Raw genomic sequence first — 12,820 nt, forward strand, 5'->3', positions numbered from 1 at the left:
TGACGCAATGAGCAAGGCAATGGCACTGGAGATCAAGACGGCGGCGGACCCGCTGCGCGCGCCGGAGACCAAGGTGACAGGCCCGGAGACCGGACGGACACCCGGTGACGGCGAGGGCGTCGGCGCGGCGCTGGACGATCTGATGCAGGCGTTCGAGGAGTTCAAGCAGACCAACAATACGCGGCTGACGCAACTGGAGACCCGGACGCGTGACGTTGTGACCGAGGACAAGCTGACGCGCATCGGCGCGACGCTGGATGAACTGATGCTCAAGGCGCGGCGTCCGGGTCTGTCGGAGGGGACCCATCCGGGCGGCGGGCGGTTCACGCCGACCCAGGCGATCGAGCACCGCGCGGCGTTCGAGGGCTACATGCGCTCGGGCCGCGAGGACAATCTGCGCAGGCTGGAGGCAAAGGCGCTGTCGGTCGGCTCGGATCCCGACGGCGGCTATCTGGTGCCCGACGAGACCGAGCGCATGGTGCTCTCGCGGCTGGCCGAGATCTCGCCGATCCGGGCGATCGCCGGCAACCGCCAGGTCTCGGGCTCGGTGTTCAAGAAGCCCTACGCGATCTCCGGCCCCGCCGTCGGCTGGGTGGGCGAGACGGACGCGCGGCCGCAGACCGCCTCGCCGACGCTGGCTGAACTCACGTTCCCCGCGATGGAGCTCTACGCCATGCCGGCGGCCACCGCGACGCTGCTGGAGGATGCCGCGGTCAATGTGGATGAATGGATCGCGGCGGAAGTCGAGACCGCCTTTGCCGAGCAGGAAGGCGCGGCCTTCGTCTCCGGCGACGGGGTGAACAAGCCGCGCGGGTTCCTCGACTACGACACGGTGGACGAGAGCGCCTGGGTGTGGGGCAAGCTCGGCACGGTGCCCACCGGCGTCGCCGGGGCCTTCCCCGCGTCGGACGCCTCCGACGTGCTTGTCGATCTGATCTATGCGCTCAAGAGCGGTCACCGCCAGAACGCCCATTGGGTGATGAACCGGCGCACGCAGGCCGAGATCCGCAAGCTCAAGGATGCCGACGGCAACTACCTCTGGCAGCCGCCGGCCGCTGCGGGCGGGCAGGCGAGCCTGATGAATTTCGCGATCACCGAAGCGGAGGACATGCCGGACATTTCCGCCGACGCCACGCCGGTCGCCTTTGGCGACTTCAGGCGCGGCTATCTGGTGGTCGATCGTCTCGGCGTGCGGGTGCTGCGCGATCCCTATTCCGCCAAGCCGTATGTGCTGTTCTACACCACCAAGCGCGTCGGCGGCGGGGTGCAGGATTTCGACGCCATCAAGCTGCTGAAATTCGCCGCCAGCTAAGCCTCCAAACCATCGCCTCCCGTACCGGCGGCGGCTCCCCCCACGCCGCCGGCACCTGGCGGTCCCGCCTTCACGCGAGGGCGGGCCGCCGGTTTTGGGGGGCTTGACCATCGGGAGGGCGCAGCACGCCGGCCCCCAGCAATGTCACTCCCGACGTGATTGGGGGCCCACTGCGCCCGTCCGCTTGCTCGGAAGGGTTTTTGACGCGCGGCACAGTCAACGGCCGCAGGCACCGCCTCAACAAGCGGATGACAGAGTGGGTCCGGGCTCGGGGCCGGGATGACATCGATTATGGGGCGCGGTCTGGAAGGCCGACAACGGCGACCCGCCAGCGCGTCACACCGCCTGCCGCCCCCCAACCACAGGATTTTCCATGGCATCGATCCTGATCTCTCCGCCGGCGGCGGAACCGCTGACGCTGGAGGAGGCGAAGCTGTTTCTGCGGCTCGACAGCAGCGACGAGGATGCGCTGGTGAGCGCGCTGATCGCCGCCGCGCGCGGGCATGTGGAGGCGGCGACCGGCCGGGCGCTGATCCATCAGGGCTGGCGGGTGTTTCGTGATGGCTGGCCGTCGCGCCGCATCGTGCGGCTGCCGAGGGCGCCGCTGGCGAGCGTCGATGCGGTCACGGTGTATGACGCCGACGGTGCGGCGGAACTGCTGGATGCGGCGCTGTATTCCGCCGACGGGGCCACGGCGCCGGCGCGTCTGGTGGTCTCCGACGAGGCGCCCGAACCGGGGCTCTCGGTGAATGGCGTCGCGATCGACATCACGGCCGGGTATGGCGCGAGCGCGGCGGACGTGCCGCAGCCGCTGCGCCTGGCGGTGCGGCGGCTGGTGGCGCACTGGTATGAGCGGCGCGAGACCGAGGGCAGCATTCCGCCGAACGTCGCGGCGCTTCTGGCGCCCTACAGGATCGTGTCGCTGTGAGCGCCGGACACAAGGCGGGCATCGCCGATCTGCGCGCGCGGGTGGCGCTGCAGGCGCCGCAGGAAAGCGACGACGGGTCGGGCGGCGTGACGGTGGCCTGGGCGGACGTCGCCACGGTCTGGGCATTCGTCGAACCGCAGTCCGCCCGCGAGCAGGCCGTCTCCGGCCATCTCGATGGCGTCGTGACCCACGCGGTGATCCTGCGCTATCGCGACGACGTGCGCGGCGGCTGGCGGATCGTCTCGGGCGAGCAGATCTTCCGGGTGCTGGCGACCCATGACCTGGACGGCCGCGCGCGGCGTCTGCTCTGCCGCTGCGAGGAGGAGAGGCGATGAGCCATCCGGCGCTGGAACTGCAGGGCGTGCTGGTGGCCGCGCTGCGGGCGGACGACACGCTCATCGCCATGCTGTCGCCCGACGGCGTGCGCGACGGCGCGGCGCGCGGCGCGCGCTTTCCCTATGTCGAGATCGGGACGTGGGATGACCGGGACGTGGGCGCGCAAGGCTGGGCTGGGCGCGATCACCGCTTTGAGATCCTCGTGTGGTCGCGGGCGGGCGGGCGGTCTGAAGCGCTCCGGATTATGGAACGCGTCGGTGTTATCGCGGAGGGTATTTCCGCCGATATCGGGGCCTTCCGGCTGGTCAATCTGGTGCGCCTGGCCGACCGCGTGAGCCGCTGGCGCGATGGCCGCTCGTGGCGCGGCGTTGTTGTATTCCGCGCTCTAACCGAGCCGCATAACTGATTCAAAAGACTCAAGGAGTGAGCCGATGGGCGCGCAAGCCGGCAGGGATCTTTTGCTGAAGCTGGACACCGACGGGCTGGGGGCTTTTGGGAGCGTCGCCGGACTGCGCGCCCGCAGGCTGAGTTTCAACGCGACCGCGGTCGACGTGACCGACAGCGAGTCCGCCGGACGATGGCGGGAACTGCTGGCGGGCGCGGGCGTGCGCTCGGCCAGCCTGTCGGGCTCGGGCATCTTCCGCGACGCCGCGTCGGATGCCGCCGTGCGGCAAGTGTTCTTCGACGGCACGATCCGCGACTGGCAGGTGGTGATCCCCGACTTCGGAACCATCCAGGGCGCCTTCCAGCTCACGGGTCTCGAATACGCCGGCGAGCACGCCGGCGAGGTGACCTTCGAGCTGGCGCTGGAATCCGCCGGTGAACTGAGTTTCATGGCGGAGTAGGGGCTGCGTGGCATCGGCGCTGGTGCCGCCCCCTCGCAATGTCATCCCGGCTTTCCGCTTCGCTGCAGCCGGGATGACAATGGGGAGTGAGCCGCCCCCGGGTGATGACGGCGCTGGGTGTGGCCGGTGTCGGCCCCCAACCGCAGGAGCAGATCATGGCCAATCGCAGGCGCGGTGAGATCGAGGCGGAACTGGGCGGCGAACGCCGCACGCTGTGCCTGACGCTCGGGGCGCTGGCGGAGCTGGAGGACGCGTTCGGCGCGGAGGACCTGGGCGCGCTGGCGCGGCGCTTCGGCGAGGGCCGGCTGGCGGCACGCGACGCGCTGAAGGTGCTGGGCGCGGGTCTGCGCGGCGCGGGCGAACCGGTCTCCGATCACGAGGTGGCGGCGATGACCGCGCGCGGTGGGGCGGCGGGTTATGCGGGAATCGTCGCGGAGCTGCTGCGCGTGACCTTCGGCGGGGACGAGGCGGATGCGGACGACACCGGCGAGACCCGCGTTTGACTGGGACGCGGTGATGCGCGTGTGCTTGTCGAGCCCGGCCGCGGGCGGCCTTGGCTGGACGCCGGAGGCCTTCTGGCGCGCGACGCCGCGCGAGGTGGCGATGGCGCTGGGCCGCGGCGATGCGCCTGCCCTGGCGCGCGCGACGCTGGAGACGCTGCTGGCGCGCTATCCCGATGCGCGCGCAAGACGCACAGGAGACGACGATGCCTGACGACGTGCCCGATCTCGATGTGGCGCTGATTGACCTGGAACGCTTCGGCCGCGAGATGCGTGCGATCAAGGACACGGCGGATGATTTCTCGCGCGCGCTGAGCACCGGACTGAAGCTGGCGGTGGCTGGCGGGCGCGATCTCGACGCAATCTTCCGCCGTCTGGCGTTGAGCCTGTCGAGCCGGATTCTGACGCGCTCGCTGAACGGTCTGGAAGGCGTGCTGACGCGCTCGCTGACGGGGTTGTTCGGGGCGCCACGGGGTTTGCCAAGGGCGGTGTGATCGCGCAGCCGGTCACGCCCTTCGCGTCCGGCGGGGTCATCGCCCAGCCGAGCTATTTCGCGATGCCGCGCGGCGGCCTCGGGCTGATGGGGGAGGCGGGCGCGGAGGCTATCCTGCCGCTGGCGCGCGGGACGGACGGACGGCTCGGCGTGCGTTCGGCCGCAGGGCGGCAGTCAACACAGGTCACGATCAACGTGACGACGCCCGACGTGGACGGATTTCGACGGTCCGAGGTGCAACTGACAAGAATGGTCGCCCGCGCCGCCGGACGGGGGCGACGCGGGCTCTGACACCGATACCTCGAGGAGGGGCTCAGGCGTCGGTGTGCCCGTGCTCGCGGATCATGCCCGCGATGTCGTCCTTCAACTGAAGACGTTCCTTCTTCAGCTTCTCAAGCACATCGTCGGAAGCGGCGTCGAGTTCCGATTCGATTCGAAACACCTGGTGATTGATCGCCTCGTAGCGCTCGGCCAGCGTCTTGAAATGGGCGTTGGCCATCTTCAGCGCATGCAGCGCTTCCGCGGCGTTGGGGAACTCTTCGTGCAACTCGTGAGGAACGTGGGTCATGGGCGCTTTCCTTATCTTATTGGGATGACCTTCTGCTGTTCGCCCGCCGGCCTCCTTGAGGCAGATCAATCCGGCTCGAGAATGTCCGGTCCAATTGCCACCAAACGGCCCTCCAGCCTCATTTTCCTGGAACAAATCTCGATGGAAAACCGGGATCCGCTTTTCCGGGCCGCCTGCGGGAGAATCGACAGCCATGACACTTCTGGCCGCCTTTCATGAGATTCGCTTTCCCGCAGGCGTCGGCTTCGGCGCGAGCGGAGGGCCGCAATGGCGCACCGACATTGTCGCGCTGGGCTCGGGCGCGGAGGCGCGCAACAGCCGCTGGGCGCGCTCGCGCCGCCGCTATGACGCGGGCACCGGCATCCGCACGCTGGACGATCTGCATCAGGTGGCCGCCTTCTTCGAGGAACGCCAGGGCCGGCTGTTCGGCTTCCGGTTTCGCGATCCGCTGGACTGGAAATCCTGCCTGCCTTCCGAAGAACCCGCCGCCACGGATGTGGAGATCGGCACCGGCGATGGCGTCACCGCCGATTTCGCGCTCACAAAGCCTTACGGCGCCGGCGCGACGGCGCACAGCCGTCCCATCGTCAAGCCGGTGGCGGGCTCCGTGGTGGTTGCGGTGGACGGCGCGCCGGCCGGCGATGTGACGGTGGATGAGACCACCGGGCTGGTGAGCTTTTCGCCCTCGGCCATCCCCGCGCCCGGCGCCGTCGTCACGGCCGGGTTCGCATTCGACGTGCCGGTGCGCTTCGACACCGATCGTCTGGACATCAGCCTGAGCCATTTCCAGGCCGGCGACATCCCCTCCGTGCCGATCATCGAGATCCGCGTGTGAGGGGGAGCGCGCGCAGGCTGGAATGACATTTCGGGGACGATCCCGCCGCCTAGCTCTTTGTGAAACCGGCGCGGGCATTCCCACGAAGACGTCATTGCACGGCGCCAGTCCGGGCAATCCAATCCAGCGTTCGGCAGGAGGGGACGTGACCGGTGCGCTTCCGCGATCGCCTTGTCGCTGCGGCGCGCAGAGTGGATGCCCCGGACTTCGCCGGGGCATGACGGCGGCCAGGGTGGTGGACCCGACCTCCCCGATAGTCCGAACGGGCGCAACCGGAGCATCTCATGAAAACTCTCGATCCCGGTCTGGCCGAGCATGTCTCGGGCGGCGCAACCAGCCTGTGCACCTGCTGGAAGGCGACGCGCGGCGACGGCGTGACGCTGGGCTTCACCGACCACGACCGCGACATCGCGTTTGACGGCACGCTGTTTGCCGCCGACAGCGGGCCGCAGGCGAGCGAGGCGACGGCCGGGCCGGGACTGGCGGTGGGCGGCGAGGAGATCTTCGGCGCGTTCTCCTCCGAGGCGCTGAGCGCGGCGGATCTGGAGGCGGGACTGTGGGACCGGGCGCGCATCGAGGTGTGGCGGGTGAACTGGCGCGCGCCCTCCGAGCGCGTGCTGCTGCGGGTGGGCGAGATCGGCGAGGTGACGCGTGCCGATCGCGCGTTCCGCGCCGAGGTGCGCTCGCTCGCCCAGGCGCTGGAGGAGGTGCGCGGGCGGGTGTTCAGCCATCTCTGCGACGCGGATCTCGGGGATGCGCGCTGCGGCGTGGATCTTGAGGATCCGGCGTTCAGGGCCACGGGCGTGGTGCTCGCGGGCCAGTCCGCGCGGCGGTTCTCGGCTTCCGGGTTGCAAGGCTTCGCCGACGGTTGGTTCGAACGCGGGCTCTTGCGCTGGCTCACGGGCGGCAACGCGGGCGCGTCCATCGAGGTGGCGGCGCATGCGGCAGGGGAGACATCCGCGTCGCTGGAGCTGTGGCTGGAGCCGGCCGCCGCGATCGTGCCCGGGGACACGTTCACGCTCACCGCCGGATGCGACAAGCGCGCCGGCACGTGTGAGGCGCGGTTCGCCAATCTGATCAACTTTCGCGGCTTTCCGCACATGCCCGGCAATGACTTCGTCCTCTCCTATCCCAACCGCGACACCGGCCGCAACGACGGCAGCGCCATGGTGGGCGGCTAGACGCGTCATGACGCGGCGGGACGACATCGTTGCGGAGGCGCGGAGCTGGATCGGCACGCCCTACCGTCATCAGGCTTCGCTCAAGGGCGCGGGCTGCGACTGCCTGGGGCTGATCCGCGGCGTGTGGCGCGCGGTCCATGGCGCCGAGCCGGAGCGTCCGCCGGCCTATGCGCCCGACTGGGCCGAAGCCGGCGGGGCGGAGACGCTTGCCGAGGCGGCGGGGCGGCATCTTCTGGAGATTGCGCCCGCCGAGGCGCGGCCCGGCGACGTGCTGCTGTTTCGCTGGGCGCCGGGCCATCCGGCCAAGCATGCGGGCATTCTCTCGGTTCAGGCGACGCAGCGGGAAAGCGCGCGCTTCATCCATGCCTACGAGGGGCAGGGCGCGCTGGAAACCCGGCTGGTGCCCTGGTGGGCGCGGCGGCTGGCGTTTGCCTACCGCTTTCCCAGTGTGGAGTGACACATGGCAACCCTGATCCTCGGTGTCGCGGCGCAGGCGATCGGCGGCAGCCTGGGCGGCTCCATCGGCGCCGCGCTGGGCTACGCGGCGGGCGCCATCGCCGGGCAGTATGTCGACCAGGCGCTGTTCGGCTCCGGCGGCGGTACCATCGAGGGGGGCCGGCTTGCCGATCTCAACGTGCAGGCCTCCACGGAAGGAGCCGCGTTGCCGAAGGTCTACGGCCGCGTGCGGCTGTCGGGACAGGTGATCTGGGCGACGCAATTCGAGGAAGTGGTCAGCGAGGAGACGCGCGGCGGCAAGGGTGGCGGCGGCGGCACGACCGTGCGCTCCTATGCCTATTTCGCCAATTTCGCCGTCGCCCTGTGCGAGGGGCCGATCCACCGGGTGGGCGCATCTGGGCCGACGGTAAGCTGCTGGATGTCACAGGGCTGACCTGGCGGGTGTATCTGGGCTCCGAGGATCAGGAGCCCGACCCGCTGATCGAGGCGAAGCAGGGCACCGCGCCCGCCTATCGCGGCACGGCCTATGTCGTTTTCGAGCGTCTGCCGCTGGAGGCCTTCGGCAACCGGCTGCCTCAATTGGGCGTCGAGGTGGTGCGCGTCGTCGACCGGCTCGAGCCGATGGTGCGCGCCGTCACCGTGATCCCGGCGGCCACCGAATTCGGCTATTGCGACACCGCGCTGACCGTGCACGCGGGGCCTGGCCAGACGGCATCCGTCAACCGGCACGTGAGTTATGCCGAAACCGACTGGCAGGCCTCGATCGACGAGCTCACCGCGCTGTGCCCCAATCTGGAAAGCGTGTCGCTGGCGGTGGCGTGGTTCGGCTCGGACCTCCGCTGCGGCGAATGCACGATCCGCCCGAAGGTGGAGGATCACGCGCGCGCCACCGCTCCGCTGAGCTGGCGGGTCTCGGGACTGACGCGCGCCGCGGCGCTGGAGGTCAGCCGGGTGGGCGGCCGCCCCGCCTATGGCGGCACGCCGGATGACGCCAGTGTCATTGCCGCCATCCGTGATCTCAAGGCGCGCGGGTTGCGCGTCATGCTGACGCCGTTCTTGTTGATGGACGTGCCGCCGGACAACGGGCTGGCGGATCCCTATGGCGGGGTGGAGCAGGCGGCCTATCCGTGGCGCGGGCGGCTGGCGTGTCATCCCGCGCCGGGGCAGCCGGGCACGCCGGACAAGAGCGCTGCGGCCGCCACGCAGCTCGCTGAGTTTCTGGGCGCGGCGGCGCCGGAGGATTTCTCGTTCACTGGCGAGGCGGTGGCGTTTTCCGGCGGGGCGGACTGGGGCTACCGGCGCTTCGTTCTGCACTATGCGTATCTGGCGCAGGCGGCGGGCGGGGTGGATGCCTTCCTCATAGGCTCGGAAATGCGCACGCTCACCCAGCTGCGCGGCGGCGCGGACAGCTATCCCTTCGTCGATGCGCTGGTGGCGCTGGCCGGAGACGCGCGCACGGTTCTGGGTGCGGAGACGAAACTCTCCTATGCGGCGGACTGGTCGGAATATTTCGGCCATCAGCCACAGGACGGATCGGGCGACGTGTTTTTCCATCTCGATCCGCTGTGGGCCTCGCCCGCGATCGATTTCGTCGGCATCGACGCCTATTGGCCGCTGGCCGACTGGCGCGATGGGGCCAACGCGGACGCAGAGAGTTATTCCTCGATCCATGATCCGGACTATCTGCGTTCCAACATCGCGAGCGGCGAGGGGTTCGACTGGTATTACGCCTCGCAGTCCGACCGGGACGCGCAGACGCGCACGCCAATCACCGACGGGGCGCACGGCAAGCCCTGGGTATTTCGCAACAAGGATCTGGTGGCCTGGTGGTCGAACCCGCATGTGAACCGCCCCGGCGGGTGGAGGCGGAAGACCCCACCGCCTGGGTGCCGCAGTCGAAACCGGTCTGGTTCACCGAGCTGGGCTGCCCGGCGATCGACCGGGGCGCCAACCAGCCGAATGTTTTTTATGACGCGAAATCATCCGAAAGCGCGCTGCCGCGGTATTCCAACGGCGGGCAGGATGATTTCGCCCAGCGGCGGTTCCTCGAGGCGGTGCTGAGTTGGTGGAGCGATGATCATCCGGCGTGGCCGCAAGGCGCGAACCCGGTCTCATCCGTCTATGGCGCGCCGATGGTGGACGCCGACAACCTGCACCTGTGGACCTGGGACGCGCGGCCCTGGCCGGCGTTTCCGCTGCAGGCGGAGGTATGGTCGGATGGGGTCAACTGGCGGCGCGGCCACTGGTTGGGCGGCCGGCTGGGCGGCTGCGGGCTGGACGGGCTGATCCGCGCGGTGCTGGCGGACTTCGGCATCACGGAGGGGACGCGCATGTGGGGGCGTGGAAGGCGCGCTTGACGGATTCGTCATCGACGGGCCGTCCTCCGCGCGCCGGGTGCTGGAGGGACTCGCCGGCGCCTTCGGCTTTGTCGCCAGCGATACGGGCGTGGCGCTGAGCTTCGGTCCGGCGCAGGGCAGGCCCGTGGCGGCGCTTGTGCCGTCCGCACTGGCGGAGACGGACGAGGACGCGCCGCTTCTGAGCATCACGCGGGCGCAGGAATCCGAGCTGCCGCTGGAGTTGCGGCTGAGCTTTGTCGATCCCTTGCGCGATTTCGCCCGCGTCTCCGTCGCCTCGCGCAGGCTGTCGGGCAAGAGCCGGAGGGTCACGGCGCTGGATCTCAACGTGGCGGCGGAGACGGGCGCGATGCAGGGCGCAGCGGATGCGCGGCTGCACGACGCCTGGGCGGGGCGCGAGCGTTTCGCCTTCGCGGTGCCGCCCGGCCATCTGGCGCTCGAGCCCGGCGATCTGCTGGACGTGACGCCGGACGGCGGTGAGCCCCGCTTGGTGCGCATCGAGAGCATCGAGGACGGAGTGCTGCGGCGGATCGAGGCGCGGGCGTGCGAGCCCGAGCCGCTGCGCGGACGGCGGCTGACCCCGGATCTGCGCCCCACGCCCTTGCCCGCCACAGCCGGTCCGCCGACGGTTCGCATTCTCGATCTGCCGCTGCTCACCGGAGACGAGCCGCCGCATGCCGCGCGCATCGCCGCCTTCGCCCGGCCCTGGCTGGGCGGCATGACGGTGTGGCGCTCGGCCACGGGCGATGGTTTCGAACCGATGCTCGAGATCGATCTGCCCGCCACCATGGGCGAGTTGACCGCGCCGCTGGCGCCCGGACCCGAAGGCCGCATCGACCGCGCCAACACGCTGAGCGTGACGCTTTACGGCGGAGCACTGTCGTCCAGGCCGCTTCAGGACGTGCTGGGCGGCGCCAATGTGGCGGCGGTGCAGGGCGCGGATGGAGCCTTCGAGGTGCTGCAGTTCACCGATGCGGAGCTGGTCGGCGCGGACACGTGGCACCTCTCGGGCTGTTGCGCGCGCAGGCCGGAACGGAAGCCGCGATGGGCGCCGACGCCGGCGCGTCCTTTGTGCTGCTCGAGCCCCGCGTGCCGTTGCTTGACGCGGGACGCGCGCGGTTGGGGCTGGAGCAGTTTTACCAGGTGGGCCCAACCGGCCGGCCGGTCGGCGATCCGGCGATGACGGCGCTGACCCATGCGGCGAGCGGCGCCGGGCTCAAGCCCTTGTCGCCGGTGCATCCGCGCGCCCGGCGGGAGCCTGCCACCGGCGACGTGCTGATCACCTGGATCCGGCGGACGCGGATCGGCGGCGACTCCTGGGAGCAGGTGGAGGTGCCGCTGGCGGAAGAGACCGAAGCCTACGCGGTGGACATTCTGGACGGCGCATCCGTCGCGCGCACCCTGACCGTCGGAGGTCCGGCGGTGCGCTACACCGCTGCCGAGCAGGCGGTGGATTTCGGCGCGCCGCCCGCGACGCTCACCATCGCCGTGCAGCAGATCTCCGCCAGTCACGGCCGGGGAACGCCAAGGAGCGAGACTTTCGATGTCTGATACCCCGAGACTGGCGCTGCCGCTGATCATGGCGGCGCAGGCGCAAAAGCATGTCACCCACAACGAGGCGCTGGTGCGGCTCGATGCGCTGGTGCATCTGTACATCCTTGACCGGGATCTGAGCGATCCGCCCGCAGGCCCCGCTGACGGCGACACCTATCTGGTGGCCGCGGGCGCGAGCGGCGAGTGGGCCGGTGCGGACGGACAGATCGCCTTTTCGCTCGACGGGCTGTGGACGTTCCACGATCCGTTTGCCGGGCTGGTGGGCTTCGTCGCCAATGAGGGCGCGATCATCGCCTACACCGCGTCGGGCTGGCAGGATTTTTCCGCGCTGCTCAGTCTGCAGAACCTGCCGCACGTGGGGGTCAACACGACAGCCTCGGACAGTCAGCGGCTGTCGGTGAAGTCCGACGAGGTGGTGCTCTCGCACGACGACGTGACGCCTGGCACCGGCAGCATGGTGACGACGCTGAACAAGGCGGCGGCGGGCAACGATGCCGGCCACGCTTTCAAGGTCGGCTGGTCGACGCGCGCGCTCGCCGGCCTGTTCGGCGACGAGGATTATGCGGTGAAGGTGTCCGCCGACGGCGCCAGCTACCGCACCGCGCTCTCCGTCGACCGCGCCAGCGGCGAGGTGCGCTTTCCCTCAGGCGCCGCCTGGGCGCGCGAACGGCTGAGCGCGAACCGCACCTACCACGTGGACGCCGGGGCCGGCAGCGACGGCAATGACGGCCTCGCGCCGGGCAGCGCGTTCGCGACAATCCAGAAGGCGGTGAACACGGTGTCCCGGCTCGATCTGGGAGGATACGTGGCGACGATCGCGATCGCCGACGGGAGCTATGCCGAGAACGTGGTGTTGAAGAGCGTGCTGGGGGGAGCCGTCGTTGTCACCGGCAACGAGGTGGACCCGGGCAATGTGCTCATCGCGCCGGCCGCCGGAACGGCGATTGCCGCCAGCAATATCACAGCGGAGGCCTATTATCTGCGCGGGTTGCGGATCGTGGGCGGCGGCATCACCTGCGCGCTCTACAACAACAGTACGAAGGTCATCATCCGCAACCTCGATTTCGGCGCCATCGCCGCCGGCGGCAGCAACCGGCACATTTATCTCGACGGATTCGGCATGCTCGATACCGATGGCAACTATTCGATTTCCGGGAGCGCCGGCGCGCATTGGTTTGCCGATGGGCGCTCGGTCATTCGGGTGGTTGGAAGAACCATAACGATCACCGGCGCGCCCGATTTTTCAAACCGCTTCGCTATGGCGACGGCGTTCGGCTATATCTGGTGCAACAGCAATACCTTTGCCGGTTCCGCGACAGGAAGCCGATATTTCTCCACCGGTCGGAGCTATATTGTCACCGGCGGCGCGGGCGCCGCTTATCTGCCTGGAGACGCAGCCGGCGCTATCTTGCTCGATGGCCGCTATGACTGATCGCGCGCGAGAACGCTGGTTAAGGC

At 69.6% G+C, this 12,820-nt stretch carries 17 protein-coding genes and 1 pseudogene; 17 read left to right on the forward strand and 1 reads right to left on the reverse strand.

The annotated features are described in order from the left end of the window. Positions 1-7 precede the first annotated feature (7 nt). From D1F64_RS07670 to D1F64_RS23745, 9 genes are all read left to right on the forward strand, one after another. Positions 8-1,312 (forward strand): phage major capsid protein, encoded by a 1,305-nt coding sequence (locus tag D1F64_RS07670; protein WP_117411956.1) that lies wholly within the window; start codon positions 8-10, stop codon positions 1,310-1,312. A 373-nt stretch (positions 1,313-1,685) separates the two neighbouring features. After that, positions 1,686-2,240, forward strand: a complete 555-nt coding sequence (locus tag D1F64_RS07675; protein WP_117411957.1) for a head-tail connector protein — start codon at positions 1,686-1,688, stop codon at positions 2,238-2,240. Continuing rightward, the gene (locus tag D1F64_RS07680; RefSeq protein WP_117411958.1) at positions 2,237-2,575 is read left to right on the forward strand and encodes a phage head closure protein; all 339 of its coding nucleotides are present in this window, start codon (positions 2,237-2,239) and stop codon (positions 2,573-2,575) included. The genes D1F64_RS07675 and D1F64_RS07680 overlap by 4 nt, the downstream gene beginning before the upstream one ends. Next, complete coding sequence (locus D1F64_RS07685; RefSeq protein ID WP_117411959.1) at positions 2,572-2,982, forward strand: DUF3168 domain-containing protein; 411 nt, start codon at positions 2,572-2,574, stop codon at positions 2,980-2,982. Before D1F64_RS07680 ends, D1F64_RS07685 begins: the two co-directional genes overlap by 4 nt. Positions 2,983-3,007: 25 nt before the next feature. Beyond that, the gene (locus tag D1F64_RS07690) at positions 3,008-3,421 is read left to right on the forward strand and encodes a phage major tail protein, TP901-1 family (RefSeq protein WP_117411960.1); all 414 of its coding nucleotides are present in this window, start codon (positions 3,008-3,010) and stop codon (positions 3,419-3,421) included. A gap of 155 nt (positions 3,422-3,576) precedes the next feature. Continuing rightward, positions 3,577-3,924 (forward strand): gene transfer agent family protein, encoded by a 348-nt coding sequence (locus D1F64_RS07695; RefSeq protein WP_117414492.1) that lies wholly within the window; start codon positions 3,577-3,579, stop codon positions 3,922-3,924. A gap of 13 nt (positions 3,925-3,937) precedes the next feature. Further along, positions 3,938-4,135: a phage tail assembly chaperone gene (locus D1F64_RS07700; RefSeq protein WP_248304657.1), complete on the forward strand. Its 198-nt coding sequence runs from the start codon at positions 3,938-3,940 to the stop codon at positions 4,133-4,135. Next, on the forward strand, positions 4,128-4,415 hold the full coding sequence (locus tag D1F64_RS23740) for a hypothetical protein (RefSeq protein ID WP_205470694.1): 288 nt from the start codon (positions 4,128-4,130) through the stop codon (positions 4,413-4,415). The genes D1F64_RS07700 and D1F64_RS23740 overlap by 8 nt, the downstream gene beginning before the upstream one ends. Further along, the gene (locus D1F64_RS23745; RefSeq protein ID WP_205470695.1) at positions 4,412-4,705 is read left to right on the forward strand and encodes a phage tail tape measure protein; all 294 of its coding nucleotides are present in this window, start codon (positions 4,412-4,414) and stop codon (positions 4,703-4,705) included. Before D1F64_RS23740 ends, D1F64_RS23745 begins: the two co-directional genes overlap by 4 nt. Positions 4,706-4,727: 22 nt before the next feature. Here the strand turns inward: D1F64_RS23745 and D1F64_RS07710 are convergent, their stop codons facing one another. Beyond that, a complete protein-coding gene (locus tag D1F64_RS07710; protein WP_117411962.1) occupies positions 4,728-4,982 on the reverse strand; it encodes a DUF465 domain-containing protein in 255 nt (84 codons plus the stop codon). Positions 4,983-5,175: 193 nt separating this feature from the next. Here D1F64_RS07710 and D1F64_RS07715 point away from each other — a divergent pair, with 193 nt between their 5' ends. The 8 genes and pseudogenes from D1F64_RS07715 to D1F64_RS07735 all read left to right on the forward strand — a co-directional run bounded on the left by D1F64_RS07715 (position 5,176) and on the right by D1F64_RS07735 (position 12,794). Continuing rightward, positions 5,176-5,817 carry a DUF2460 domain-containing protein gene (locus D1F64_RS07715; protein WP_117411963.1) on the forward strand — a complete coding sequence of 214 codons (642 nt, stop codon included), beginning with the start codon at positions 5,176-5,178 and terminating at the stop codon, positions 5,815-5,817. 284 nt (positions 5,818-6,101) lie between these two features. Next, positions 6,102-6,998, forward strand: a complete 897-nt coding sequence (locus D1F64_RS07720) for a DUF2163 domain-containing protein (protein ID WP_117411964.1) — start codon at positions 6,102-6,104, stop codon at positions 6,996-6,998. Positions 6,999-7,005: 7 nt separating this feature from the next. Beyond that, complete coding sequence (locus D1F64_RS07725) at positions 7,006-7,455, forward strand: NlpC/P60 family protein (protein WP_117411965.1); 450 nt, start codon at positions 7,006-7,008, stop codon at positions 7,453-7,455. Positions 7,456-7,458: 3 nt separating this feature from the next. Next, positions 7,459-7,887 carry a hypothetical protein gene (locus tag D1F64_RS25345; protein WP_346432308.1) on the forward strand — a complete coding sequence of 143 codons (429 nt, stop codon included), beginning with the start codon at positions 7,459-7,461 and terminating at the stop codon, positions 7,885-7,887. A gap of 629 nt (positions 7,888-8,516) precedes the next feature. Next, positions 8,517-9,811 (forward strand): annotated as a pseudogene (locus D1F64_RS25350) (glycoside hydrolase TIM-barrel-like domain-containing protein). After that, positions 9,795-10,991 carry a phage tail protein gene (locus D1F64_RS25355; protein WP_346432309.1) on the forward strand — a complete coding sequence of 399 codons (1,197 nt, stop codon included), beginning with the start codon at positions 9,795-9,797 and terminating at the stop codon, positions 10,989-10,991. Before D1F64_RS25350 ends, D1F64_RS25355 begins: the two are co-directional and overlap by 17 nt. Continuing rightward, positions 10,988-11,359, forward strand: coding sequence for a hypothetical protein (locus tag D1F64_RS25360; RefSeq protein WP_346432310.1), 372 nt, complete (start codon positions 10,988-10,990; stop codon positions 11,357-11,359). Before D1F64_RS25355 ends, D1F64_RS25360 begins: the two co-directional genes overlap by 4 nt. Beyond that, entirely contained in the window at positions 11,352-12,794 is a 1,443-nt protein-coding gene (locus D1F64_RS07735) for a DUF2793 domain-containing protein (protein ID WP_117411966.1), read from the forward strand. The genes D1F64_RS25360 and D1F64_RS07735 overlap by 8 nt, the downstream gene beginning before the upstream one ends. The last annotated feature ends 26 nt before the right edge of the window (positions 12,795-12,820 follow it).

Origin of the sequence: Breoghania sp. L-A4, assembly GCF_003432385.1 — a bacterium.
Lineage (GTDB): Bacteria > Pseudomonadota > Alphaproteobacteria > Rhizobiales > Stappiaceae > Breoghania.